At 71.4% G+C, this 24,366-nt stretch carries 25 protein-coding genes; 9 read left to right on the forward strand and 16 right to left on the reverse strand.

What is annotated here, in order from left to right:
* Positions 1–56 precede the first annotated feature (56 nt).
* The 3 genes from INTCA_RS11670 (at position 57) to INTCA_RS11680 (ending at position 2,849) form a co-directional block, all read left to right on the forward strand.
* The gene (locus tag INTCA_RS11670) at positions 57–1,667 is read left to right on the forward strand and encodes a hypothetical protein (protein WP_013491217.1); all 1,611 of its coding nucleotides are present in this window, start codon (positions 57–59) and stop codon (positions 1,665–1,667) included.
* A gap of 131 nt (positions 1,668–1,798) precedes the next feature.
* Positions 1,799–2,212, forward strand: coding sequence for a VOC family protein (locus INTCA_RS18735; protein WP_013493126.1), 414 nt, complete (start codon positions 1,799–1,801; stop codon positions 2,210–2,212).
* A gap of 4 nt (positions 2,213–2,216) precedes the next feature.
* Complete coding sequence (locus INTCA_RS11680) at positions 2,217–2,849, forward strand: MSMEG_1061 family FMN-dependent PPOX-type flavoprotein (protein WP_013493127.1); 633 nt, start codon at positions 2,217–2,219, stop codon at positions 2,847–2,849.
* A 56-nt stretch (positions 2,850–2,905) separates the two neighbouring features.
* Here the strand turns inward: INTCA_RS11680 and INTCA_RS11685 are convergent, their stop codons facing one another.
* Together INTCA_RS11685 and INTCA_RS11690 are read right to left on the reverse strand one after the other, a co-directional pair.
* On the reverse strand, positions 2,906–3,223 hold the full coding sequence (locus tag INTCA_RS11685; RefSeq protein ID WP_013493128.1) for a chorismate mutase: 318 nt from the start codon (positions 3,221–3,223) through the stop codon (positions 2,906–2,908).
* An 81-nt stretch (positions 3,224–3,304) separates the two neighbouring features.
* The gene (locus tag INTCA_RS11690) at positions 3,305–3,595 is read right to left on the reverse strand and encodes an acylphosphatase (protein WP_041308673.1); all 291 of its coding nucleotides are present in this window, start codon (positions 3,593–3,595) and stop codon (positions 3,305–3,307) included.
* 205 nt (positions 3,596–3,800) lie between these two features.
* Here INTCA_RS11690 and INTCA_RS11695 point away from each other — a divergent pair, with 205 nt between their 5' ends.
* A complete protein-coding gene (locus tag INTCA_RS11695; protein ID WP_013493130.1) occupies positions 3,801–5,822 on the forward strand; it encodes an acyltransferase family protein in 2,022 nt (673 codons plus the stop codon).
* Positions 5,823–5,845: 23 nt separating this feature from the next.
* On the opposite strand, the gene INTCA_RS11700 is transcribed toward INTCA_RS11695, so the two are convergent.
* The 10 genes from INTCA_RS11700 to INTCA_RS11745 all read right to left on the reverse strand — a co-directional run bounded on the left by INTCA_RS11700 (position 5,846) and on the right by INTCA_RS11745 (position 16,886).
* On the reverse strand, positions 5,846–7,768 hold the full coding sequence (locus tag INTCA_RS11700) for a M3 family metallopeptidase (protein ID WP_218916267.1): 1,923 nt from the start codon (positions 7,766–7,768) through the stop codon (positions 5,846–5,848).
* Between the two features lie 57 nt (positions 7,769–7,825).
* Positions 7,826–9,103: a hydroxyacid-oxoacid transhydrogenase gene (locus INTCA_RS11705; RefSeq protein WP_013493132.1), complete on the reverse strand. Its 1,278-nt coding sequence runs from the start codon at positions 9,101–9,103 to the stop codon at positions 7,826–7,828.
* A 70-nt stretch (positions 9,104–9,173) separates the two neighbouring features.
* Positions 9,174–10,052 (reverse strand): bifunctional DNA-formamidopyrimidine glycosylase/DNA-(apurinic or apyrimidinic site) lyase, encoded by an 879-nt coding sequence (gene mutM / locus INTCA_RS11710; RefSeq protein ID WP_013493133.1) that lies wholly within the window; start codon positions 10,050–10,052, stop codon positions 9,174–9,176.
* 46 nt (positions 10,053–10,098) lie between these two features.
* The gene (rnc, locus tag INTCA_RS11715) at positions 10,099–10,884 is read right to left on the reverse strand and encodes a ribonuclease III (RefSeq protein WP_041307626.1); all 786 of its coding nucleotides are present in this window, start codon (positions 10,882–10,884) and stop codon (positions 10,099–10,101) included.
* A 19-nt stretch (positions 10,885–10,903) separates the two neighbouring features.
* On the reverse strand, positions 10,904–11,098 hold the full coding sequence (gene rpmF / locus INTCA_RS11720) for a 50S ribosomal protein L32 (protein ID WP_013493135.1): 195 nt from the start codon (positions 11,096–11,098) through the stop codon (positions 10,904–10,906).
* 1 nt (position 11,099) lies between these two features.
* A complete protein-coding gene (locus INTCA_RS11725; RefSeq protein WP_013493136.1) occupies positions 11,100–11,675 on the reverse strand; it encodes a YceD family protein in 576 nt (191 codons plus the stop codon).
* 93 nt (positions 11,676–11,768) lie between these two features.
* On the reverse strand, positions 11,769–12,257 hold the full coding sequence (coaD, locus tag INTCA_RS11730) for a pantetheine-phosphate adenylyltransferase (protein WP_013493137.1): 489 nt from the start codon (positions 12,255–12,257) through the stop codon (positions 11,769–11,771).
* Between the two features lie 9 nt (positions 12,258–12,266).
* Positions 12,267–12,848: a 16S rRNA (guanine(966)-N(2))-methyltransferase RsmD gene (rsmD, locus tag INTCA_RS11735; RefSeq protein ID WP_013493138.1), complete on the reverse strand. Its 582-nt coding sequence runs from the start codon at positions 12,846–12,848 to the stop codon at positions 12,267–12,269.
* 1 nt (position 12,849) lies between these two features.
* On the reverse strand, positions 12,850–15,117 hold the full coding sequence (locus INTCA_RS11740) for an ATP-dependent DNA helicase RecG (protein WP_013493139.1): 2,268 nt from the start codon (positions 15,115–15,117) through the stop codon (positions 12,850–12,852).
* 2 nt (positions 15,118–15,119) lie between these two features.
* Positions 15,120–16,886: a DAK2 domain-containing protein gene (locus tag INTCA_RS11745; RefSeq protein WP_013493140.1), complete on the reverse strand. Its 1,767-nt coding sequence runs from the start codon at positions 16,884–16,886 to the stop codon at positions 15,120–15,122.
* Between the two features lie 133 nt (positions 16,887–17,019).
* On the opposite strand from INTCA_RS11745, the gene INTCA_RS11750 reads away from it, so the two are divergent.
* Positions 17,020–17,799: a fructosamine kinase family protein gene (locus INTCA_RS11750; RefSeq protein WP_041307633.1), complete on the forward strand. Its 780-nt coding sequence runs from the start codon at positions 17,020–17,022 to the stop codon at positions 17,797–17,799.
* Positions 17,800–17,956: 157 nt separating this feature from the next.
* Positions 17,957–18,145 (forward strand): 50S ribosomal protein L28, encoded by a 189-nt coding sequence (gene rpmB / locus INTCA_RS11755; protein WP_013493142.1) that lies wholly within the window; start codon positions 17,957–17,959, stop codon positions 18,143–18,145.
* A gap of 30 nt (positions 18,146–18,175) precedes the next feature.
* On the opposite strand, the gene thiL is transcribed toward rpmB, so the two are convergent.
* On the reverse strand, positions 18,176–19,186 hold the full coding sequence (gene thiL / locus INTCA_RS11760; protein ID WP_013493143.1) for a thiamine-phosphate kinase: 1,011 nt from the start codon (positions 19,184–19,186) through the stop codon (positions 18,176–18,178).
* Between the two features lie 207 nt (positions 19,187–19,393).
* Here thiL and INTCA_RS11765 point away from each other — a divergent pair, with 207 nt between their 5' ends.
* Together INTCA_RS11765 and INTCA_RS11770 are read left to right on the forward strand one after the other, a co-directional pair.
* On the forward strand, positions 19,394–19,627 hold the full coding sequence (locus tag INTCA_RS11765; RefSeq protein WP_013493144.1) for an Lrp/AsnC ligand binding domain-containing protein: 234 nt from the start codon (positions 19,394–19,396) through the stop codon (positions 19,625–19,627).
* A 116-nt stretch (positions 19,628–19,743) separates the two neighbouring features.
* A complete protein-coding gene (locus INTCA_RS11770) occupies positions 19,744–20,094 on the forward strand; it encodes a DUF3515 family protein (protein WP_244859822.1) in 351 nt (116 codons plus the stop codon).
* Positions 20,095–20,118: 24 nt separating this feature from the next.
* Here the strand turns inward: INTCA_RS11770 and INTCA_RS11775 are convergent, their stop codons facing one another.
* Positions 20,119–21,303: a D-alanine--D-alanine ligase family protein gene (locus tag INTCA_RS11775; protein WP_013493146.1), complete on the reverse strand. Its 1,185-nt coding sequence runs from the start codon at positions 21,301–21,303 to the stop codon at positions 20,119–20,121.
* A 49-nt stretch (positions 21,304–21,352) separates the two neighbouring features.
* Between INTCA_RS11775 and INTCA_RS11780 the strand changes: the two genes are divergently transcribed.
* The gene (locus INTCA_RS11780) at positions 21,353–22,432 is read left to right on the forward strand and encodes a trans-sulfuration enzyme family protein (RefSeq protein ID WP_013493147.1); all 1,080 of its coding nucleotides are present in this window, start codon (positions 21,353–21,355) and stop codon (positions 22,430–22,432) included.
* A gap of 75 nt (positions 22,433–22,507) precedes the next feature.
* Here the strand turns inward: INTCA_RS11780 and INTCA_RS11785 are convergent, their stop codons facing one another.
* A complete protein-coding gene (locus INTCA_RS11785) occupies positions 22,508–23,506 on the reverse strand; it encodes an NAD(P)H-dependent glycerol-3-phosphate dehydrogenase (protein ID WP_013493148.1) in 999 nt (332 codons plus the stop codon).
* Positions 23,503–24,300 carry a lysophospholipid acyltransferase family protein gene (locus INTCA_RS11790; protein ID WP_013493149.1) on the reverse strand — a complete coding sequence of 266 codons (798 nt, stop codon included), beginning with the start codon at positions 24,298–24,300 and terminating at the stop codon, positions 23,503–23,505. The genes INTCA_RS11785 and INTCA_RS11790 overlap by 4 nt, the downstream gene beginning before the upstream one ends.
* Positions 24,301–24,366 lie beyond the last annotated feature (66 nt).

A 24,366-nucleotide genomic window follows, 5' to 3' on the forward strand; every position in this document is an offset into this window, starting at 1 on the left:
CTGACCGCCGAGGTGCGGGGCTGGTTTGTCGTGTCGGGCGGGATCACGCTGGGGTGATGGGCGCGACGGTGACGGTCAATGATCTGCTCGATGGGCACGTGGCACTGGATGTGCAGTGCTTGGACCGGATCTACCTTAACGGCTACGTGCCGAACCTGCAGGTGCCCGGTCAGGTGGTCTCGTTCATGACCACGCATTTGGGACTGCCGCTCCCGTCGCCGGCGATCATGGAGAAGATCGGCACCGCGTTTCGCCGCTCGGTCAGGAAGTTCGCTGACACGCGGGGTGTCCCGGTGGTCAAGTTCGCCAAGGGGGTTCGGAAGGTCGAGGTGATGCGCCGCTACCTGAACGCGCAGGCCAAGACGGGCGCGTCGGGGGTGGCCGCGATCGGGGTCGCGCAGGAGTACCAGAATGTGTACGCCTCGAGTGAGCGGCAGGGACGCAATGGGATGCCCTGGTTCTCGTTCCACAAGGCCGACCGGCGTGTCACCTGCTTCTACTTCTACCTGTGGGACGCCGATTTCGGGCCGGGTTTCATCAAGGTCTGCGCGTACTTCCCGTACCCGGTCAAGGTCTGGCTCAATGGGCACGAGTGGGCCAAACGGCAAGCCACCCTCGCGGGGATCGGGTTCACCGAGCTGTCCAACGGGTTCGCTACCTGCGATGACCCCGCCGCGTTGCAGGCGATCTGTGACCGGCTCGGACCGGAGGTCATCGGGGCCTTCTTCGACCGCTGGATGAGCGTGCTGCCGCTGCCGCTGACCGACCACGACCGAAGCGCCGGGTACTGGTGGGAGCTGTCGATGCGCCAGGTCGAGGTCTCCCGCACCATCGTGTTCGACGCCCCCCGCCAGGCCCGCGCCTTCTTCGAGGCCCTCGTCGTGGACAACCTCGACATCGGCCGGCCCGAGTCGGTGGAGCTGATCTTCACCGGCCCACCCAAGCGCGGTCGCCCGTTCAAGATCGGCTGCCAGCCCAAGACCAAAGTCGTCACCCGCGACACAGACGTGACCGTCAACGCGTTCTTCAAGCACTCCCGGCTCAAGCAGTACCTCAAAGACGGTCGCGCGCTGCGGATCGAGACTGTCATCAATTGCCCCGACGACCTGCAGTGCCACCGCCGCCTGATCCATCTTCACGAGCTGCAGTCCAAGGCCCGTGACGTCAACGCTCGCCTGCTCGATACTGAACGTGTCGGGCAGGGCTGTGTCCTTGCGAGCCCAGCCTTTGAGCGGGTCGCACAGTCCACCCTCACCGAGGATGGCCGGAGGTCGCCCGCGCTACGGTTCGGAGATCCTCGGGTCATGGCCCTGCTCGGCGCCCTGTGTGTCGGATTGAACGCCCTCGGATTCACCAACCGGAGCCTGCGCGCCCAGGTGAGCCATCTGCTCGGCGTTCCCTACACCGTCAACCAGATGAGCTACGACCTCGCCCGACTCCGCTCAAACGGCCTCATCGGACGCCGACCCGGAGCCAACACCTACGACCTGACCCCCGACGGGCAACGCGTGGCGATCTTCTACACCAAGGTCCACGACCGGCTCCTGCGCCCGCTGATCGCCGCCAACACCCGACCCGCCCCGCTCGAACTGCGCCAAGCCCTGCGAACCATCGACCGACACGTCCGCGGCTACATCGACACCGCGCGGCTCGGAACCGCCGCGTAGAACTCAAGACTGGCGTCAGAGTTTGCGGCCCCAAGGATCGTTGCGGCCCCAAGGATCGCTAGCCAGCCGGCGCGGAACCGCGGACGTCGCGCCCGAGCGAGCACAGCGGCATACGGCCCTGGGGTGGCCGGGTGAGCACCATCGACCACCTCGTGGTCGCCGCGGCCACCCTGGAGGAGGGGGTGCGGTGGCTGGAGGGACGCGTCGGCGTGCCGCTCGAGCCGGACGCGATGGAGCTGCGCCGGGGAGCGAACGAGTGGGCCCTCACGGTTCCCCCCGATGGCCGTATGCCGCTGGGCGGGCGCGCGCCGTCCCGCATCCTCTGGCGCACTCCCCCTCCGTCGACCCTGCTGCCGGACAGCGGGGTTCGCCTCGTCGAGCTGAGGTTGTCGACGCCCGACCCGGAGGCCCTCATGACGCTGCTGGTCGACGTGCGTGGACCGGTCCGGGTCGGCGCCGGACCGCCCGCGCTCGCGGCGACCGTGTCCCGGCGGACCGGGCCCGGCGGAGGCGTCGAGCTCATCGAGATCGGGTCCGTAGAGTGACGGAGTGAGCGACGACCCCCACACGATCACGACGATCGACCGGCTCCTCGAGGTCTACCCGCACGCTCCCGCGGCCACCTCTCTCCGCAAGGAGACGCCCGTCCTGACCCCCTCCTACGCGGCCTTCGTTCGAGCCGCGCCTTTCTGCGTCGTGTCCACGGTGGGGCCGGGAGGGCTCGACCAGTCACCCCGCGGTGACGCTCCCGGGTTCGTCCGGGTGCGCGACGAACGGACCCTCGTCCTCCCCGACCGGCGCGGGAACCACCGGCTCGACACGCTGCGCAACGTCGTCGCCGACCCGCGTGTCGGGCTCCTCTTCCTCGTGCCGGGGGTCGGCCACGAGCTCCGGGTCCGTGGGACGGCTCTCCTGTCGACCGACCCGCACGAGCTGGCCCAGCACGAGGTCCGGGGGGCGGCGCCGGCGTCGGTGCTCGTCGTCACCGTCGAACGGGTCTACTTCCAGTGCGCCCGGGCGATGAAGCGCTCGGGCCTCTGGGACCCGGCGACGTGGCCCGACCCCACCGCGGTGCCGACCGCCGGGCAGATGGCTTGGGAGTCCGGCGGGTTCACGTCACCGGACGAGGCACGGGACTACGACGCGGTGCTCGACGAGCGCCAGGACGCCACGCTCTACTGACCCCGTCGAGAGCAGGTCGCGACACGCGCCGTGTCGCGACCTGCTCTCTCGACCGGTCATTCCCCGCCGGACGCGATCTGCTCGTGGTGGTGGATGACCTCGGCGATGATGAAGTTGAGGAACTTCTCGGCGAAGACCGGGTCCAGGCCGGCTTCGTCCGCGAGCATCCGCAGCCGCGCGATCTGACGCTCCTCGCGCGCAGGGTCGGCCGGTGGGAGGTTGTGCTCCGCCTTGAGCCGACCGACCTGCTGCGTGCACTTGAACCGCTCCGCGAGCAGGTGCACCAGCGCCGCGTCGATGTTGTCGATGCTGCTGCGCAGGCGGACCAGCTCGGCGGGAGTGTCGACCGGGGTCTCGGACGGAGAGTCGCTCACTCCGTCAGGCTAGGCGAGCTTCGGTCACGGTGTGGTGACGCGCCCGCCAACTGGACCGCCGACGTGGGCCGCGCGTCCTGCCTAGCGCTCGACGAAACCGGTCAGGTCCTCCCGCAGGGTGCCCGGCTGGACCACGACCGAGTCGACCAGGCCCGGCCGGCCCGTGGTCGTCGGCTCCTCCCGGAGCAGCTCCTCCAGCCGGGCCAGCGCGGCGGCCGGGCCCTGGGCCACGACCTCGACCCGACCGTCCGCCGTGTTGCGCGCATGGCCGACGAGCCCCAGCTCCAGCGCGCGAGCACGCACCCACCACCGGAAGCCGACGCCCTGGACCCGACCTCGGACGAACAGCGTCGCACGGTGCAGATCGCTCATGAAACCACCGTAGGCGCTCATGCAGACCAGCCCGGCCGGCCAGCCGACGGAGGGGTCGAGGGGAGCGAGCCCAGCGGCATACGGCATCGAAGCCCGCCTCGGCCGGCCACCGCGCGCCTCCGTCTGACCGTCCCCGCCCGTCCTTATGCTCGGTAGCGGGGCCGAGCCCCGTTCGGCCACCCGTCGGCAACGAGGAGGGAGCCACGTGACGACGTCGGCCACACCACGAGTGGCCCGCACTGCGCCCGCCCAGCCGATCAGGGGATCCCACCCCCGACCGGGCGCGAGCCCGTCGTCACGCACGAACAGCCGGCGATCCGGCGAACGGATCGAGGGCCTCGACGGCATCCGGGCGCTCGCGATCGTCGCCGTGCTCGTCTTCCACCTCAACGCCGCGTGGCTGCCGGGCGGCTACCTCGGCGTCGACGTCTTCTTCGTCGTCTCGGGTTTCCTCATCACCACCCTGCTCGTCCGCGAGCACGAACGGACCGGGCGCATCGCGTTCCGGGAGTTCTGGGTGCGGCGCGCCCGCCGGCTGCTGCCCGCCCTCTTCGTCACCGTCATGGTGAGCACCCTCATCGCGCGACTCGTGAGCGGCGAGCTGCTCGTGCACATCGGTCGCCAGATCGTCGGGGCGCTCACCTTCTCGACGAACTGGGTCGAGATCTCCGCCGGGTCGAGCTACTTCGAACAGACGGCCCCCCAGCTGTTCATGAACTTCTGGTCGCTCGCCGTCGAGGAGCAGTTCTACCTGCTCTGGCCGGGCCTGACCCTGCTGCTCGTCACCGTCGCGGCCGCGCGCACGAGGGTCGCCGTGGCGCTCGCTCTTGCGGTCGGCTCCGCGCTCCTCATGGCCGTCCTCGTGGAACGCGGCGCGGACGCGACGCGGGTGTACTACGGGACCGACACCCACCTGATGGGCCTGATGATCGGTGCGGCCCTCGCGTTCGCCTGGGCCAGCCCAGCGCTCGCCAAGCGGCTGCGTCCATCCGGGCTCGGGGCCACGGGGCGCTGGGCCGTCCCCGGCGCGCTGCTCATCCTGCTGACGGGCTTCCGGTTCCTCGACGAGACGGATGCAGCGACCTTCCGCGGCGGGATCCTCCTCGCGTCCGCCGCGTCCGGCGTCCTCGTCCTCGCAGTGCTCGACCGCCCCGCCGGTCGGGCACCGACTGTCTGGCAGCGTCTGACGGGCCACCCCCTGGCGGTCTGGATCGGCGTCCGTTCCTACTCCATCTACCTCTGGCACTGGCCGGTCATCCTCGTCGTCGGCCGCGACAACCCGTCCGCGCCCGGCACGACGAGCCACCTGCTCACGCGCGCCTGGTGCGTGCTCGTGACCATCGCGCTGGCGGACCTCACGCACCGGTTCGTGGAGACGCCGTTCCGGCGGTCCGGGTTCCGCGGGGTGCTGCGCTCGGTCGGCGCGTTCCTGCTGTCCTGGTCCAGACGCACGAGACAGGTCGTCGCCGGTGGCGTGCTGACAGCGACGGTGGCCCTGTCGATCGTCGTCCTCACCGCGCCCGACCAGTCAGAGACGGCCCGCATGCTCGAGGCCAACGAGAAGGCCGCGGCAGCGTCGGCCGCCCGCACGGCAGACCCCGCCGGAGGCGGGACGCAGCCGACGACCGCGCCGCCCGCGAAGGCGACGCGCGCCGCTCCCCCGGTCTCGGCGCCGCGTCCCTCGGGTGCCACGGCCGAGTTCACCATGCCGACCGGCAAGGAGATCGACGGCTACGGCGACTCGATGATGGTCGGCAGTCTCCACGCCCTCGACTACTACTTCCCGGGAATCCGCCTCGATGCCCGGTCCAACCTGCGCTGGTCCGACGGGCTCGCCGCGGTCGAGTCACGAGGGGACCGGACCCGCCGAGCGGTCGTCCTCGCGTTCGGCACCAACGCGGGCGTCGACCGGGAGGCCGTCGTCGACGTGCTCGACGCCCTGGGCCCGGACCGGATGGTGGTCCTGGTCAACCTCATGGGACCCTTCGCCCGGATCGAGGCTGACAACGCCGCCCTGGCCGCGGCCGCGGAGTCACGGGCCAACGTCATCGTGGCCGACTGGGCCGGCGCGGTGCGCAACCACCCCGAGCAGCTGCAGGCCGACCGGATCCACCCGAGCCTCGAGGGGTCGCACCTGTTCGCCAAGACCGTGCGCCAGGCCTTGGCGACACTGAGTGAACGCCACACGGGAAACGCGGTCGTGCTCAAGGACCTCCCGATGCCCTGAGCGGCCGGTCCCGCGCCCGCGCCTCACTCGGCGAGCCAGGCCGCGTAGGCGTCGAACGTGTAGGGCCGGCCGAGGAAGTCCTCCACCAGATCCGCGGCATCCCGGCTGCCCCCGGGCGCGAGCACCTTGTCGCGGTAGGCACCGGCGACCTCCGGGTCGAAGAGGTCGGCCCGGTCGAAGGCGGAGAACAGGTCCTTGGCGATGACGAGGGACCACATGTACGTGTAGTAGGCGGAGCTGTAGCCATCCAGGTGCCCGAAGTGGCAGTGCATGTGCGTCCCCTCGATGTACGGGAACGACGAGTACGCCGCCATCAGCTCCTGCACGCGCGCCGTGAGGTCCGCCACCTCGTTGACGTGCAGGTCGTAGGACAGCGCCGCATAGAACATCTGGGTCCGGGCGTCGTAGCCCTTCCCGAAGTCGTCGGCCCGACGCATCGCCGCGACGAGGTCGGCTGGGATCGTCTCTCCCTCGGCGTTGCGCGCGAACGTGGCGAGCACGTCGGCGTCCCAAGCCCACTCCTCGAGCATCTGGCTCGGCGCCTCGACGAAGTCCCACTCCGTCGCCACGCCGGAGAACCGCACCCATTCCTGGTCGCCGGCGACCACGTGGTGGACGAGGTGTCCGAACTCGTGGAAGAGCGTGACGACCTCGTCGTGCTCCATGAGTCCCCGGTTGAAGTTGCAGACGAGGACACCCTCGGCCAGCTGGGCCCCGCGCACGCCGCGCACGAGGTCGAACTGGGCGGCGTGCTTGTACTTGCCGTCGCGGGGGTGGAGGTCGAGGTGGATCCGGCCGATCCGCCTGCCCCTGAAGGCGACGTCGTACGTCGCCACCTCGGTGTGCCACGTCGGCGCGTCGGAGACCGGGAGCCACTCGAGGCCGAAGAGGCGTCCGGTGACGTCGAGCAACCCCTGGCGGACGCCCTCGAAGGGGAAGTAGGTGCGCACCTGCTGGGCGTCGACAGCGAGCTGCTCCTTGCGGACGAGCTCGGCGTAGTAGGTGACGTCAGCCCCGTCGATGTCGGTGGCGCCCGGGCGGTCCTGCCGCAGCCGCTCCAGGAGGACGGCCTTGTCGCGGGCCGCGCTGTCGGCGGCGAGATCGGTGATCCGGTCGATGAAGTCGGCGATCGCCGGTCCGCTCCCGATCATCTTGACCTCGGCGTCGTAGTCGGCCCAGGACGCGTAGCCGAGCAGGGCAGCCGTCTCGCGCCGCACCGCGAAGATGTCCTGGAGCACCCGGTCGTTGGCCGGCCAGCCGATGGTGAGGAACTGCGTCACGAGCTGCCGGCGCGCCGTGGGGTCCTTGGCGAAGGTGCGGAACGGCACGACGTCGGGGTAGTCGGTCGTGACGGTGACCAGCCCGTCCGCATCGACCGGATGCGCCTCGACCCAGTCCTGCGGCATGCCGTCGAGCTGCTCCGGATGGACCCGGATCGAGCGGACGTCCTCCCGGATGTTCTTGCTGAAGTCCTGGCTGAGCAGCAGGCCCCGCTCGCTCAGCTCGCGCAGGCGGGCTCGGGTCGGGTCGTCCTGGTCGACGCCGGAGCGGCGGAAGTCGCGCAGGGTCCGCGCGAGCAGCCGGCTGGCTTCGGCGTCGAGGCCCGCGGGGTCGAGGTCGGCGAGCGCGCCGTAGAGCTGCTGGTCGAGGCCGAGATCGGTGTCGAGCTTCTGGACGGCCTGCGCCACCAGCTCGGCCCGGTCCCGGACGGCCGAGTCCGGGTGGATCTCGGCGAAGAGGGAGCCCACCGCGGCTGCGTTGGACAGGGCGACCTGCGCGTCGTTCCACAACCGCAGGGCCTCGAGCGCCGACTCCGGGCGGGACTCCTTGAGCTCGTCGACGAGGGAGCGGCACCGGCTCAGCTCGTCGTCGCCTCGCCGGCCGACCCAGTCGAGCCAGCTGTCGTCGGTGGGCAGGGCGAGGGGCGTTGGCTCGGTGGGGTGCACCACGGCACTGTATGCCGCTGGGCTCGGTCCGCGTGGGGGGTGTCCTCGCGCTGTGGGTCAGTCCCACAGGCGAAGCGACCTGGTGAAGATCTGCGCCAGGTCCTCCGGCGTGACGGTCCGGGGGCTGGTGGCCAGCAGGCGCTGCTGCTTCATCGCCCCCTCGACGAGGGAGTCGACGTCGCTCTCGTCGTAGCCGACGGCATGGAGCCCGTTGGGCAGCCCGAGGTCGCGCATGAGGTCCACCAGGACACCCGGGAGGACGTCCCGGGGATCACCGTCCCAGCGTGGCCCACCGCGCGGATCGAGCAGGCGGGCCCCGGCCAGGTGCCGTTCCGGGTCGGCGTCGAAGGTCCAGCGGAAGGCCTCGGGTGCGGTCAGCGAGACGGCCATGCCGTGCGGGACCATCGCCTCCTCGGCCGGGTAGTCCCGCGGCCGGAAGTCCCGCACCTGACCCGCCACGGGGTAGGCGTTCGCGTGCGGCACGTGGACGCCGGCGTTGCCGAAGCCGAGGCCGGCGAACGTCGCTGCCAGCGCCATCTCCCCCCGTGCCGTCTCGTCCTCGCCGTGGTGGACGGCAGGCCGGAACGCACGAGCGAGCAGGGTCATGGCTCGCTCGGCCCACATGTCGGCCACCGGGTTGGCGCCGCAGTACGGGACGCGCTGCTCGGGGGTCTTCCTCGCGTAGCTGGTGTAGGGCCGTGCCGTCCAGCTCTCGAGGGCGTGGCAGAGGATGTCCATCCCGGCGCTGGCGGTGACTCCAGGGGGCTGCGAGGCCGTGAGCCGAGGGTCCACCACGGCGAGGGTGGGCCGGAGTCGCTCGTGGCTGATGCCCGTCTTGACCTTGAGGGCGAGGACGTCGAGGACGCAGATGGTCGTGCTCTCGGCGCCGGTCCCCGTCGTCGTCGGGACCGCGATGAGCGGCAGGAGTGGATGCCGGGGCGCCGCCCCGGCCCCGATGGGCGCGTTCACGTAGTCCATCAGCTCACCGGGATTGGTCAGCATGAGGTTGACCGCCTTGGCGGTGTCGATCGACGAGCCACCGCCGATGGCGAGGACCGCGTCGAAGGGCCCGTCGGCTCCGGCCCTGGCGACGGCTTCCGCGAGGCTCGCGTCGGTCGGCTCGACGTGCGCGGAGTCGTGGACCACCGCCGTGACGCCGTGCGCGCGGAGCTGCTCGGCGACCCGCTGGGGGGCGCCCGTGGCCAGCACCCCGGGGTCGGTCACGATGAGCACCCGCCGCGCGCCGAGCTGGTCGAGGTCGTACCAGATCTCGTCCGCCGCGCCGGCCCCGAAGCGGAGGCGCGGCGCGGCGTAGGTGAAGACGGACTCGTTCATGGGGACACCCTTCCAGCCCGCGGCCCAGCGTGGGGGAACGTCGACGAACGAGGCGGTTCGCCGGGCTGGCTCAGGGCAGCCGAGGCGCCATGGCGGTGCGGCTCGTCCTCGGCCGCGGCTGGCAGGCTGGGCAGGAGAACGAGGACCGGTTCATGAACTGCTCTCGGCGCATCCGGGCTCCGCAGCGGTCGCAGGGGGTGCCGTCGCGGCCATAGGCGTGCAGCGACCGGTCGAAGTAGCCGCTCGCGCCGTTGACGTTGACGTAGAGGGCGTCGAAGCTCGTGCCGCCCTGGGTGAGCGCCTCGGCCATCACCTCGCGGGCGTGGTCGAGGACTCGGCTCAGCACCGGCTTGGTGAGACTGGCGCAGACTCGCTCGCCGTGGACCCGGGCCCGCCACAGGGCCTCGTCGGCGTAGATGTTGCCGATGCCGGACACCAGCGACTGGTCGAGCAGGGCTCGCTTGACCGCGCTCTCCCTCGCCTTCATGCGACGTACGACGGAGACCTGGTCGAAGACCGGCTCGAACGGGTCCGGTGCGATGTGGCGCACCGCATCGGGGATGCCATCGGTGCCCAGGGGTGACAGGGCCAGTCCGCCGAACGTCCGCTGGTCGACGAACCGGAGCTGGGGGCCGTCGTCGGCGAAGTCGAAGGCGGCATGGCAGTGCTTCTCGCGCGGCGCGTCGGCCGGTTTGACGAGCATCTGACCGCTCATGCCGAGGTGGATGATCAGGGCCTCGTCGCCGTCCAGCACGAGCCAGAGGTACTTCCCACGTCGGGAGGCGGCCGTGACGGTCGTTCCGCTGACGCGGTCTGCGAGGTCCTCCGGGCCGGCGACGTGGCGGCGAGCGACCCGGAGTCCGGTGATGGCGGCCCGGGTGATGTGTCGGCCGACGACGTGGTCCAGCAGGCCCCGGCGAACGACCTCCACTTCAGGAAGCTCGGGCATCAGGAGGCTCCGGTATCGGGAGGTGCGGGGCTGTCGCCGTCGTGACTCACGCCGGCCGAAAGCCGTCCGCGGCGAGGGTCTCGGCGGTCTCGGCTGCGTCGGCCCGGCGCGACTCGAGCGACTGCCAGGCCTCTTGGGCGGCCTTCTGCTCGGCCTCCTTCTTGCTGCGGCCATGACCCTCGCCGAGCACCTCCTCACCGAGGACGACCCGAGCGTGGAACTCCTTCTCGTGGTCGGGACCCTGCTCGGCGACGCGGTACTCCGGGGCGCCCTGGCCCACGGCCGCGGCCACCTGCTGGAGGCTCGTCTTCCAGTCCAGGCCCGCCCCAAGGGTCGCCGCCTCCTCGAGGATGGCGTCGAAGTGGTGGTGGATGAACTGGGCCGCGAGATCGATGTCGGTGGAGAGGTACACGGTGCCGATCAGCGCCTCCATGCTGTCGGCCAGGATCGATGCCTTGTCGCGCCCTCCGGTGGCCTCCTCGCCCTTTCCGAGCATGACGTACTGGCCGAGGTCGAACGTGCGGGCGACGTCAGCGAGCGCACGCATGTTCACCACCGCGGCGCGCAGCTTGGCGAGCTGGCCCTCCGGCAGGTCAGGGTGGCTGCGGTAGAGGGTGTCGGTCACGACGAGGCCGAGCACGGAGTCCCCGAGGAACTCGAGCCGCTCGTTGTTGGGGACACCGCCGTTCTCGTAGGCGAAGGAGCGGTGCGTCAGGGAACGCAGCAGCAGCGGCTCGTCGATCTCCTGTCCGACCACCTCTTCGAGGTGGGCGAGCAGGGCATCGACGGGCCGCTGCGGGACCGCCACAACACCCGCGTCGCCGTCGCTCACGGGGCTGCCCACGGCCGGGTCAGGCCTGGTGCTCGGTGCGCTCGGCGGCAGCGTAGTAGCGGCCCTTGTAGGTCCCGCACGAGGGGCACGCGATGTGGGGCTGGGCAGCAGCGCCGCACTGGGGGCAGGTGGTCAGCGTGGTGGGCGTCGCCTTCCAGTTCGCACGACGCGAACGCGTGTTGGACCGCGACATCTTCCGCTTCGGGACAGCCACGTCAGTTCCTCTTCTCTTGCGGGTCGTCCGACAGCAGTCCGCTGAGGCTCGACCATCGTGGATCAATCACTTCATGGCCGTGGTCCGGGTCGTCGGCGAGGCGAGCCCCGCACTCGGAGCAGAGCCCCGGACAGTCCTCCCGGCACACGGGTTGGAACGGCAGCGCAGGCACGACTGCGTCCCGGAGCACGGGCTCGAGGTCGACCAGGTCGTCCACCAGCTCGTACACGTCATCGTCGTCCGAGTCGCCCGCCACCTCGTGGTGGTGCGCCGCCCGGTCGGTGTAGGCGAACAGCTCCTGGAACGGCACGTCGACCTCGAGGTCGACCGGATCCAGACACCGCACGCAGGCTCCCGTCGCCGTGCCGGAGACCGAACCCGTGACCAGCACGCCCTCGACCACCGACTCGAGCCGCACGTCGATCTCCACCGGCGCGCCGGCCTTGATCGAGATGACCTCGGTGCCGAGATCCTCCGGGAGCACCACTGTCCGCTGCAGCTCGTGCATCGTCCCGGGTCGCCGGTGCAGCTCCCGGGTGTCGAGCACCAGGGGCGAACGGGGATCGGGACGGTCCATGACTCCTGCAGCGGGGTAGATGTGGGTTCGGTCCGCGCCAAGGCAGACGTGGACCGACGTCCAAGGCTACCGGAGCGGGCGGCGCGCCCCAAATCAGCGCATCCGGTCCAGGAGCGCCTCGAGCACGGCGTCGGGAACGAGCCCGGAGACGTCGCCGCCGAAGCGGACGACCTCCTTGATCAGCGAGCTCGAGACGTGCTGGAGATCTGGTGCTGCCGAGAGGAAGAGCGTTTCCACCCCGGTGAGGTGACGGTTCATGTGGGCCATGGGCAGCTCGTAGGCGAAGTCGGTCCCGCCTCGCAGGCCCTTGACCATGGACGTCGCCCCGACCTCGAGGCAGACGTCGACGACGAGCCGGTCGGCCCAAGCCGCGATCCGGACGTTGTCGAGGTGGTCGAGCGACGAGTGCAGCAGGTTGAGCCGCTCGTCCACCGTGAAGGTCCCCTGCTTCGCCTCGTTGTGCAGCACGGCGACGACCACCTCGTCGAAGAGGGCCGCGGCCCGTTCGATGACGTCCAGGTGGCCATTGGTCACGGGATCGTAGGAACCGGGGCAGACGCAGCGGCGCGGTTCGGTCGTCACGGGGTCAACCTACGCGACCCCGCCGCTCAGGGGAGGCTCGGCGAACCAGATCGTCGTCTCGCCGTAACGCTTCTCACCGGACAGCTCGAGACCCGGCGGCCAGGTCGGCTGTGGCGAGCGGGTGGATCGTTCGACGACGACGAACGCCTCCGGACCGAGCCAACCGCACTCGACGAGGTCGGTGAGCACCTCGGTGAGCGCGGTCTGCCCTACGTCGTAGGGCGGGTCGAGGAAGACGAGGTCCATTCGGATCCCGGCGGGTGGGCCGGCGCGAAGGACCCGCTGGACGGTGTCGTTGACGACCCGCACGGCCGGCCTGCCGACGACCTCGATGTTGGCGGCGATCACCCCGGCGGCCTTCTTGTCCGACTCGACGAGCAGGACCAGCGCCGCCCCCCGGCTCGCCGCCTCGAGCCCCAACGCGCCGGAGCCGGCGTAGAGGTCGAGCACGTGGGTGCCGTCGAGCAGGCCGTGGTGCTCGAGGCGGCTGAAGAGCGCCTCGCGCACGCGGTCGGAGGTCGGACGGGTGCTGGAGCCCGGCGGCGTGCGAAGCGTGCGGCCGCCCGCCGAACCGCTGATGATCCTGGTCATCTCACCCTCGCTCCAACCAGATGGCCTGGTCCTCGTCGAGGCGCGTCGCGACGGCAGCCGCGAGGGCGGGGTGCCGGCGCAGATCAGGGTCGGTGTCGATGAGCGCGAAGGCATCCTCCCGCGCGTCGGCGATGATCTGCTCATCCTCGGCGCGGGTGAGACGCAGGTGCCGGATGGAGCCGCTCCGGCCGCTCTGACGCGCACCGAGGACGTCCCCCTCCCGCCGGAAGTGGAGGTCGGCCCGCGCGAGCTCGAAGCCGTCGGTGGTGCCGGCGACGAGGTCGAGGCGCTCGACGGCACGTTCACCCGGGTCCGTGGTCACGAGGAGGCACAAGCCGGGCACGCTGCCTCGCCCGACGCGTCCACGCAGCTGGTGCAGCTGCGAGATGCCGAACCGGTCGGCGTCGACGACGACCATGACGGACGCGTTGGGGACGTCGACCCCGACCTCGATGACCGTCGTGGCGACCAGCACGTCGATCTCACCGGCGGCGAAGGCGCGCATCGTCGCCTCCTTCTCGTCCGTCTCGAGCCGACCATGGAGCACCGCGGTGCGGACGCCGGCCAGCTCCGGCTTGGCGCGCAGCTCATGCCACATCGCGTAGACACCGGTCAGCTCGGGCGCCGGCGGGGGTGCCGGCTCCTCCTCGCTCGACCACGCATCCTCGGACCAGTCGACCTCCGCCCAGTCGACCGGCTCCCAGTCGGCGGCGTCCTCCTCGGAGGAGTCGGACGACAGACGCGACCCAGGGTCGGGGTCGCCGATCCGAGGGCAGACGACATAGGCCTGGTGCCCCTTGGCCACCTCCTCGGCGACGCGCTCCCAGGTCCGCTGCATCCAGCCCGCCCGATCCGCCTTGACGACGTGCGTCGCGATCGGCGAACGTCCCCGGGGCAGCTCGCGCAGCGTCGAGGTCTCCATGTCGCCGAAGACCGTCATCGCGACTGTCCGGGGGATGGGGGTCGCCGTCATCACGAGCACGTGTGGTGGAGCAGCCCCCTTCTCACGCAGCGCGTCACGCTGCTCCACCCCGAAGCGGTGCTGCTCGTCCACGACGACGAGCGCTAGGTCGGCGAACTGCACGTGCTTCTGGATGAGGGCGTGAGTGCCGATGACGATGCCGGCCGCGCCCGAGGCCGCGTCGAGGAGCGCCGAGCGCCGGGCCGCGGTGCTCTGGCTGCCGGTCAGGAGCGCGACCTTCGTCCCCCGATCGCTCCCCCCCAGCATGCCCCCCATCGCCAGATCGCCGAGCATCTCCGAGATCGACCGGTGGTGCTGTGCCGCGAGGACCTCGGTCGGCGCGAGCATGGCCGCCTGCCCGCCGGCGTCGACGGCCGCGAGCATCGCCCTCAGGGCGACGACGGTCTTGCCCGAGCCCACCTCCCCCTGGAGGAGCCGGTGCATCGGGCGCTCACGTCCCAGCTCTTCGAGCAGGACCTCGCCCACGAGGCGCTGGCCCTCGGTCAGCTCGAAGGGAAGCCGCTCGTCGAAGGCCGCGAGCAGGCCGCCCGGCCGGGGCCGCCTCGGCGTGCCGACGAGGGCCTCCGACGCCTTGCGCCGCTGGGCGAGGATCGACTGGAGGACGAAGGCCTCGTCGTACTTGAGCCGGCGGATGCCCCGGTCCGGGCGCTCGGTGAGGGGCGGCCGGTGCACGAGCTCAAGTGCTTCCGCTCGGCCGGGCAGCGACCTCCGCGCCCGGACCTCCTCGGGGAGCGGCTCGCGAAGGTGGTCGACCGTGTCCAGCGCCTGGTGGACGAGCTTGCGCATCCGGAAGGCGTTCAGCTTGCCCGTGGTGGAGTACACCGGCACCCAGTGGGTCCGGTAGTACTCGATCTCACCTGCCGCATCCTCGTCGTCGATGAGCTCGTAGTCGGGGTGAGTCAGCTGCAACCGCCGGCCGTACGTCCCGATCTGGCCGACGAAGAAGCCGCGCACCCCCGGGCTGAGCTTGCGTTCGTGCCCGTACGCGTTGAAGAAGGTGACGTCGAGCTGGTGCCCGGCCTCGTCCGCCAGCGTGACGTTGAGCAGCTTCCCGCGGCGGTTGCGCATCGGGCGTGTCGTCGCCGCAGCCACCTCCGCGATGATGAGGACGTTCTCACCGATCCGCAGCCGCGAGAGGTCGGTCAGCTCGTTCGGGGGGAGGTACTTGCGGGGCACGAGCTCGAGGAGGTCGCCGACGGTCTCGAGGCCCTTGTTCTTGGCGAGCGCCGCGGCGTCCGTCTTGCGCAACAGCTTGGTCAGAGGCGAGTCCTCCGTCAGCAGCGCCATGGTCACTCAACTCCGACGAAGGCGGTGTAGACGGGCTGGCCCCCGTCGATGACGGCCACCTCGACACCACGGTGGGCCTCTCGGGCCGTCGACTCGACGGCCGCGACCATCTCGGCCGGGGCCGACTCCCCGAGGACCAGGGTGACCAGCTCGCCCCCGCTCGCCAGGAGACGGTGGACGACATCGCGTGCGACGGCGAGCTGGTCCGACCCGACGATCACGATGTCGCCGTCGACGACCCCGAGCACGTCTCCGGGCTGACAGGGTCCACCGCTGGTCAGGCCCACCCGGTTGGCGATGGTCACGGCGCCGTGGCGGGTCCCGGCCGCAGCGGACTGCATGGCCACGAGGTTGGTCGCGGGACTGAAGCGGGAGTCGAACACGGCCACTGCAGCCACCCCCTGGACGGCGGTGCGCGCTCGGACCACGTGGGCCTCGATCCGCTCGTCGGCGACGACGCGCGCCGCTGCCGCCGCCGCGAGCTCGGTGTCACCGTCGTTGGGCAGCACGATGACACCCCTGACCCCGGTGGCGTGCTGTCGGCGGATCGCGTCGACGAACTGGCCGGTCGTGGCGCGGTGGCCCGGCCCGGACGAGAGGACCACGGCGCCGACCTCCTCGAAGACATCCGCGAGGCCTCGCCCGGCGGCGCACGCGACGACACCGGTCAGGGCCGGGGCCGGCCGCCCGGCAGGCTCCGCGCTCACCGCGTCGGCTCCGAGCTCCGTCGTGTGGGTGCCGCCCTCCACATCCCCGGACCTGCCGTGGTTGACGAGGCGGGTGATGCGGACCCGGTGGGGCCGCCCGGCCTCGATGCCTGCCTCGACCGCAGCACCGGGGTCGTCGACGTGGGCATGGACGTTCCACTCGTGGTCGCCGCCGACGACGAGCACCGAGTCGCCCAGCTCGACGAGCCGCGCCCGCAACCGACCGATCGCCTCGTCACCCTCGGTGGCGAGGAGGTACATCACCTCGTACTCCGGGCCGGGAGGCTCGTCGCGCTGCACGACATCGGCGTCGAGCGGCCGTGTGACCGGCGGGGTCGTGCGATCGGCGTGGGTCGGGCCCCTCCGGTCCGATGAGGAGAGCCCGAGCACGACTCGACCGTCGTCTCCGGCGGCGAGTCGCTCGAGGCACTCGAGCACCAGGACCAGACCGGCCCCGCCCGCATCGACGACCCCGGCCCGCGCCAGCACCGGCAGCTGCTCCGGGGTCCGGGCGAGCGCCTCCTGCGCTGCCGCCAGGACGCGGACGGTCAGGGCGTGCAGCCCGAGAGCCGCGGCCTCCGGGTGTGAAGCCGCCAGCGCCGCAGCGCGTGAGACGGACAGGATCGTCCCCTCCTTGGGATCGGTCACCCCCTGCCAGGCGCGTTCGTCGGCCCGCCCCAGACCGGACACGAGGTCGCTGGCCCTGATCTGCGCGCTGTGGCCCAACCCCTCGGACAGGCCCCTGACGAGCTGGCTGAGGATGACACCGGAGTTGCCGCGGGCCGTCCAGAGCAGGTGGGACGCGAAGTCCTTGAGCATCTGGGCGACGTTCTCGGCGGGCGGCTGGGCGACCGAATCCGCCAGCATCCGGTCGATCGCCGCGTCGAACGTGAGGAAGAGGTTGGTGCCGGTGTCACCGTCGGGGACCGGGAAGACATTGAGGGCGTCGATCTCGGCGCGGCGAGCCGCGAGCACGGAGCGGACGAGGACGGCCCAGCGGCGCACCGCATTGACGTCCAGGGCTTCGAGCGCCCCCACCGGGTCCCGCGTCCCTCCAGTCATCCGGCTCCTTCCGCTCCATCCACACCGGTCCGCGCGGCGACCTGTCGCCCGGACAGAGACAGGAAGTGGTGTGTCGGCAGGCTACTGCGTCGGCCCGACGCTCCGCCGAGGTGGACCGTCTAGCGTTGGTCTCGTGTCCACCCGACCGTCCGCGGAGACCCACCGCAAGACCAGAGCCGACGCTCCCGACGGGTTCTTCCAGGCTGAGGCGGCCGGCCTGCGTTGGCTGGCCGAGGCAGAGCCCCGGGGCGGGGCCAGGGTCGTCGAGGTGGTCGCGGTGGGTCGACAGCACATCGACCTCCGTCGCCTCGTTCCAGCTCCCGCGACTCCCAGTGCGGCGGCCGACCTCGGTCGCGCGCTGGCCACCACCCACGCGACGGGCGCAGCCGGGTTCGGCTCGCCACCAGACGGATGGGTCGGGCAGGCCTGGATCGGGCGGCAGACGCAGCACAACGAGCCCGAGGAGTCGTGGGGCCGCTACTTCGCCGAGCAGCGGGTCCGCCCCTTTGTCCGCAAGGCCGTGGACGTCGGCCATCTCGACCACGCAGCCGCGCGCATCCTCGACGGGCTGTGCGACCGGATCTCTGCGGGCCGCTACGACGACGACCGTCCGCCGGCGCGGATCCACGGAGACCTCTGGGCCGGCAACGTCGTCTTCACCGAGCGCGGGGCCGTGCTCATCGACCCCGCCGCGCACGGCGGCCACGGGCTCACGGACATTTCGATGCTCATGCTCTTCGGCTGTCCGCACCTCGAGCAGGTGCTGACCTCGTATGCGAGGGCCGCCCAGCTCGATCCGGACTGGCGGCGCCTCGTCCCCCTGCACCAGCTCCACCCCCTGGCCACGCACACGGCCTCGCACGGACCGAGCTATGCCGGCAGTCTCCTCGAAGCGGCCCGTGCCCTCACCTGACCGGTGCGTTTTGTTGAGTGGGCACCCTGTCGGCTATTCTTGACCGGTTCCCTTCGCGTCGAGCGGGTGAAGCACGCCCCGTGGACGTGTTGAGCGCCCAAGCCCGGGCCGACCGGAGCACGAGCACTTCGCCAACCCCGACATTCAGGAGATACCCGTGGCTGCCAACTGCGACGTCTGCGGCAAGGGACCGAGCTTCGGTCACAACATCTCGCACTCGCACCGCCGCACCAAGCGCCGCTGGAACCCCAACATCCAGCGCGTTCGGACGTTGGTGGGCGGTGTGACGCCGAAGCGGATCAACGTCTGCACCTCATGCCTCAAGGCGGGCAAGGTCGCACGCTGACCCCACACCTCTCGGCAAGGCCGGCTCCCCTCAGGGACGCCGGCCTTCGCCATTCCCGAAGTGGTCCCAGCCACTGTGCTGGGGTCGGCGGCCCTCGAGCAGAACGCCCGGGGCCTCCCCTTCGAAGAGCGCCCGCACCGCGCCGATGAGTCGCCAGCCGGGCGGGACGTCGCCCGGGAAGGTCGCTAGCAGTGAGTGCTCCTCGCCTCCGGCGAGCACGCAGTCCCACGCCGTCTCGACACCGACCGCCTCCGAGATGACGGCCACGTCCGGATCCAGCGCCGGACGGTCCAGCTCGAGGACGACGCCGCTGGCTCGGGCGATCCGGCCCCCGTCCCGCGCCAGCCCGTCCGAGACATCGAGCATGGCGGTCGCGCCCGCTGCGGCGGCAGCAGGACCGGCCTCAAGAGGAGGACGCGGTCGCCGCTGCACTGCGACGGCCTCCGGATGCCGATCCGCCGCGTCGTGCATCAGGAGGTGCAGACCGGCGGCCGCGAGGCCGAGCGACCCGCAGACCGCGAGGCGGTCACCCGGCCGGGCGCCCGAGCGCAGGACGGGGGCACCCTCGACGTCGGCCATCGTGCCGAGCGCCGTCACCGACACCATGACGACTCCGTCCGGGGCTGAGGAAAGGTCACCCCCGAGCACGGTGACCCCGGCGCCCTCGGATGCCTCAGCAAGGCCCTGGGCCAGGTCGACGACCCATTCGACGGAAGTCAGCGGGTCCGCGACGAGGGTGACCAGGATGCCGGTCGGACGCCCGCCCATCGCCGCGACGTCGGCGAGGTTCTGGGCGACGACCTTGTGGCCGATGTCTGCCCCTGAGGACCAGGCGTCGAGCCAGTCGCGCCCGAGGACGACGGTGTCGGTGGTGACGATGGTCCGTCCGTCGGTCGCCAGGACCGCGGCGTCGTCGCCGGGGGGCACGATCACCTGCGCCGAGGGTCGAAACAGCGGGAGGATCCGGTCGAGGACGTCCTGCTCCTCCAGCCCACGGAGCGGGGTGCCACCCGACAGGCTCGGACCGGGGCGGCTTGACACGAATCACACCTCTTCGTCGCGGTTCGGCGCGGATCGCGCCGGTTTCCATGGGACGGGACGTCCCTAGGCAAGGTAGCGTCAGGGCACGGCCCTTGGCACATCGGCTCCTTCGGCGGCTCCGTGTCGTCGCTGGACTTGCGCAGGGGCCCGGGAGCTGGCTCCCCTCCGGAAGACAAGCGCAGGTTCGTCAACACAGTGAGGTGACACGTGGTCCAGGCCTACATCCTGATCCAGACCGAAGTCGGCAAAGCGGCGGCGGTTGCCGAGGCGATCGCAGGCATCAGCGGCGTGACTCTCGCCGAGGACGTGACCGGTCCCTACGACGTCATTGCGCGGGTCGAGGCGGCCAACGTGGACGACCTGGGTCGCCTCGTCATCGCGAAGCTGCAGGACGTCCCGGGGATCACCCGCACCCTCACCTGCACCGTGGTGCACGTCTGACACCTTCGCCCACACCGACCCCGGCGACGCGCCGCCTCACGAGGAGTGTGGCGGCCGTCGGCGCTGTCCTCCTCGCGTCAGCGTGCTCCGGTCCCCCAGAGGTCGCCCTCGCCCCGTTGTCGGACGACCCCACCTGCACCTCGATCAGCTGGCCGGCCGACGTCAGCACGCTCGGCTCCGTCGACACGAGCCCCGCCGACCCGTCGGTCGCCGCGTGGGGGGAGCCCGCCATCATCGCCCGCTGCGGACTCCGGGCCCCCGCCCCGACGGCGGACTCGTGCGTCGTGATCGACGGCGTGGACTGGGTCGTCCGGGAACTGTCCGACGGCACCGCGGCCGTCACCTACGGCCGGGAGCCGGCCCTCGAGGTCCTGGTCCCGAACGCGCACGGCCCGGTCCCTCTGCTGCTCCCGGCCTTCGGACCTGCCGCGCGATCGCTGCCGGAGACGGGCCGACGCTGCACCTGAGCCCCACCGGCCGGTCGCCCCGGCTCAGCGCAGCCCGGTGCGCCGCACGAGCGCAAGCGAGATGAGCTCGTCGATGAGCGCCGTGTAGGGAAGGCCGGAGGCGGCCCACATGCGGGGGTACATCGAGTGGGGGGTGAACCCGGGCATGGTGTTGATCTCGTTGATCAGCACCCGGCCGTCCTCGGCGTAGAAGCAGTCGACCCGAGCCAGCCCCTCACATCCGAGTGCCTCGAAGGCCGCCGCAGAGAGCCGCCGAACCTCGTCGGAGACGTGCGCCGGCACGTCCGCCGGGCACGAGAGGTCCACGTCGGCCTCGGCGAGATACTTCGCCTCGAAGTCGTAGAAGGCATGGTTGTCGTGGACCGCGACCTCGCCCACCTGCGAGGTGCGTGGGCCTTGCGTGCCGTGCCCCTCGAGGACGGCGCACTCGATCTCGCGGCCCGTGATGCCGGCCTCGACGATGACCTTGGGGTCATGCTCCCGGGCCCGCTCGATGGCGGCCTCGAGGAGCCCCGGGTCGTCGACCTTGCTGATCCCCATCGACGACCCGGCCCGGGCCGGCTTGACGAAGACCGGGAAGTCGAGGGCGGCGCAGGAGTCCAGCGCTGCAGCGCGGTCCGCTCGCCACGCCCGGTCCGTGATGACGGCGTAGGGGCCGACAGGCAGCCCGTGCCCGGCGAACACGACCTTCATGTAGTGCTTGTCCATCCCGGCCGCGGAGGCGAAGACCCCGGATCCGACGTAGCGAATGTCGGAGAGCTCGAGGAAGCCCTGGAGGGTGCCGTCCTCGCCGAACGGGCCGTGGAGCAACGGGAGCACGACGTCGACGTCGCCGAGCTCCCGGGGAGGCTGTCCGGCCTCGAGCACCGTCAGGGCCGTGTCGCGGGTCGACAGCGGCAGGACGACGTGCGCGCGGTCGGGGAGGACCTCGGGGGTGCGGCCGGCGGTCAGCTCGAACCGGGCCGGGTCGTCCGCCACGAGGACCCACTGGCCGTCGCGGGACACCCCGATCGGCACGATGTCGTACTTGTCGCGGTCGATCGCCCGCATCACGCCTGCAGCCGTCGCACAGGAGACGGCGTGCTCGGACGAGCGGCCACCGAAGATGATCGCGACGCGAGGACGGTGGTTCTGGTGCCCGTCGGAGGCGGCTGCGGGGTGTGCCGAGTCCGGGTCGCGGGGCTGCACGGGCTGCTGGTCGCTGGTCATCAGACGAGACTCTATACGGGCGTGAGGTGCCCGCCCGTAGGCTGTCGCGGTGAGCGAGACCCCGGAGCTGCACGTCGACACCATCCTCGTCTCGGCGGGCCGCCCGGCCGCCGAACCCGGCGCCGCCGTCAACCCGCCCGTCGTCCTCTCGTCGACGTTCGTCGCCGACGGGCCGGTCAACTACGCCCGCGTCGGCAACCCGACCTGGCATGCCTTCGAGGAGGCGGTCGGTCGTCTCGAGGGTGGCCGGGCCCTGGTCCACGCCTCCGGGATGGGGGCCATCTCGGCGGCGCTCTCCGTCGTGCCCGCAGGCGGGACCGTCGTGGTGCCCGACACCACGTACAACGGGACCGGTGACCTCCTCCGCGCCTTCGAGGAGGCGGGCGGGAGGGTGCGGCGCCTGCCGGCCACCGACACGGCCGGCTTCGTCGCCGCCCTCGACGGAGCAGCACTCGTCTGGCTCGAGTCCCCCACGAACCCGCTGATGGAGGTCATCGACCTGACGACGGTCCTCGGTGCGGCGCGCGCCCGGGGCGTCGTCAGCGTCGTCGACAACACGCTCCCGACCCCGCTCGGCTGCCAGCCGCTGCGGCTCGGCGCCGACGTCGTCGTCCACTCGGCCACCAAGTACCTCGCAGGGCACAGCGACGTCCTGCTCGGCGTCACGGTGACCGCGGACGACGAGCGGGGGCGCGGCCTCGGTGAGCGTCTCCACCGGGCCCGCACGCTCGGTGGGGCCATCGCCGGTCCGATGGAGGTCTACCTCGGGCTTCGCGGCCTGCGCACGCTCGCGCTGCGGCTGGAGCGAGCCAGCGCCAACGCGGCCGAGCTCGCCCGCCGACTGCACGGCCATCCCGCCGTGGAGCGGGTCCGCTTCCCGGGGTCGGGGGCGATGCTCTCCATCGACGTCGTCGGCGGCGCCGAAGCCGCCGAACGGGTCTGCGCGGCGACTCGCGTCTGGGTGCACTCGACGAGCCTGGGTGGGGTCGAGTCCCAGCTCGAGCGTCGGCGGCGCCACCCGTCCGAGGCAGCGACGGTGCCGGCGAACCTCGTGCGCCTCTCCGTGGGCATCGAGCACGTCGAGGACCTCTGGGCCGACCTGGACCGGGCGCTGGGCGCCGCGCTCTGACACGCTGTCGTATGCCGCTGGGCTGGGCTGGGAGGGCGCGTGCCCTCGGGAGCCGGCTCAGCGGCATACGGCTGACTAGTGGTGCTCCGACTTCAGGTCGCGTGCCATGAGGCGCGGTCCGACCGAGGTCACCGCCTGACCGTCGCGGACGACGCCGACCACCTGCTCGACGATCGGCATGTCGACGCCGTGGTGCTGGGCGAGGCTGAGGATCGACTCGCACGACTTGACGCCCTCAGTGGTCTGCTTCATCTCGGCCGTCGCCTCCGCGACCGTGAGCCCCCGCCCGAGCATCACCCCGAACGAGTGGTTGCGCGACAGCGGGGACATACACGTCGCGATGAGGTCGCCGACACCTGCGAGGCCGAGGAACGTCTGCGGCTCGGCCCCCAGGGCCAGGCCGAGCCGGGTCGTCTCGGCCAGTCCGCGGGTGATGATCGTCGCCTTCGTGTTGTCGCCGAAGCCCATGCCCTCCGCCATGCCGACGGCGAGCCCGACGACGTTCTTCGTCGCGCCGCAGATCTCGGTCCCGACGACGTCATGGGTGGTGTACGGCCGGAACACCCTCGAGGCGCACGCGGCGGCGACGCGCTCTGCGGCAGCGAGGTCGACGCACGCGACCGTGCTCGCGGCCGGTTGGCGCAGCGCGATCTCCTTGGCCAGGTTGGGTCCGGACACGACGACGATCCGCTCCTGCTCCACCCCGGCGACCTGTCCGATCACCTCGCTCATCCTGAGGCTGGTGCCCAGCTCGACCCCCTTCATCAGCGAGACCACGTCTGCCTCGGCGGGGATCGCGTCGCCCCACTCGGCGAGGTTGGCCCGGAGCGTCTGTGAGGGAACGGCGAGCACGACGATCTCGGCGCCCGCGCAGGCTGCCGCAGGGTCGGCGGTCGCACGGACGGTGTCCGGTAGGTCGAGGTCCGGCAGGTAGTCGCGGTTCCGGCCGCCGTTGATCTGGTCGACGACCTCCTGACGGCGCGCCCACATCGTCACGGTGCTGCCTGCCTCGGCGAGGAGCGAGGCGAAGGCGGTGCCCCAGCTCCCTGCGCTCATCACGGCCACCTTGGTCACGCGGTCCCACCCTCGGTCGGTGAGCCGGGCTTCGAGCGCCCGATCTCGTGGTGCTTCATGGGGTCGCCGATCTCGGGAACGCCGTGCCGGCGTGGGTCGAACCGCTCGTGGGTGTGCTGCTCCCCGCGGATCTCCTCCAGCAGGACCGTGATGCGGTCCATGAGGCGATCGGTCGCCTCGCGAAGCGTCCGTGTGTCGATCGGCTGGTCGTAGAGGTCCGAGAGGTCCACCGGCGGGCCGGCCCGCAGGTGCATCGTCTTGCGGGGGAAGAGCCGCAGCCGGTGGCCATAGGGCGAGAGGATCTCCTCAGGCCCCCACTGGGCCACCGGGATGAGTGGGCACCGCGTCTCCAGCGCCACCCGTGCCGCGCCAGTCTTGCCCCGCATCGGCCACAGGTCGGGATCACGCGTGATGGTCCCCTCCGGGAAGATCGCGACCGCCTTGCCCTGACGCACCGCGTCCACCGCGGCGCGGTACGCCTGGGCGGCCGCGAGCGAGTTGCGGTAGACGGGGATCTGGCCGGCCCGGCGGATCACCCAGCCGACGAACGGGATCGCGAACAGGCTCTCCTTGGCCAGGAAGTACGCCTCACGCCGGTTGTCGAACATGTAGTGGGCGAAGATCAGCGGGTCGACGTAGGAGATGTGGTTCGCGGAGACGACGAACCCGCCGCTCATCGGGAGGTGCTCGACGCCGCGCCAGTCGCGCTTCGTCAGGGCCATGAGCATCGGCCGCACCAGGAAGGCGACGAGCCGGTACGCCAAGGGCAGCCGCGTGGGACGCGCACCTCTCACTCGTCGCCACCTCTCGTCGGGGCGCTCCGGACGGAGCCGCCGTGAGCCTTCATCTTGTCCACCTCT

The sequence above is a fragment of the Intrasporangium calvum DSM 43043 genome (genome assembly GCF_000184685.1).
GTDB classification, from domain to species: domain Bacteria; phylum Actinomycetota; class Actinomycetes; order Actinomycetales; family Dermatophilaceae; genus Intrasporangium; species Intrasporangium calvum.

Excerpts from the sequence above, each read along its gene's own strand:
- INTCA_RS11745 (WP_013493140.1), bottom strand. The coding sequence starts at position 16,886 with ATGACTGGAGGGACGCGGGACCCGGTGGGGGCGCTCGAAGCCCTGGAC.
- INTCA_RS11670 (WP_013491217.1), top strand. The coding sequence starts at position 57 with ATGGGCGCGACGGTGACGGTCAATGATCTGCTCGATGGGCACGTGGCA.
- rsmD (WP_013493138.1), bottom strand. The coding sequence starts at position 12,848 with ATGACCAGGATCATCAGCGGTTCGGCGGGCGGCCGCACGCTTCGCACG.
- INTCA_RS11690 (WP_041308673.1), bottom strand. The coding sequence starts at position 3,595 with ATGAGCGATCTGCACCGTGCGACGCTGTTCGTCCGAGGTCGGGTCCAG.
- INTCA_RS11705 (WP_013493132.1), bottom strand. The coding sequence starts at position 9,103 with ATGAACGAGTCCGTCTTCACCTACGCCGCGCCGCGCCTCCGCTTCGGG.
- INTCA_RS11740 (WP_013493139.1), bottom strand. The coding sequence starts at position 15,117 with ATGGCGCTGCTGACGGAGGACTCGCCTCTGACCAAGCTGTTGCGCAAG.
- mutM (WP_013493133.1), bottom strand. The coding sequence starts at position 10,052 with ATGCCCGAGCTTCCTGAAGTGGAGGTCGTTCGCCGGGGCCTGCTGGAC.
- INTCA_RS11775 (WP_013493146.1), bottom strand. The coding sequence starts at position 21,303 with ATGACCAGCGACCAGCAGCCCGTGCAGCCCCGCGACCCGGACTCGGCA.
- INTCA_RS11725 (WP_013493136.1), bottom strand. The coding sequence starts at position 11,675 with ATGGACCGTCCCGATCCCCGTTCGCCCCTGGTGCTCGACACCCGGGAG.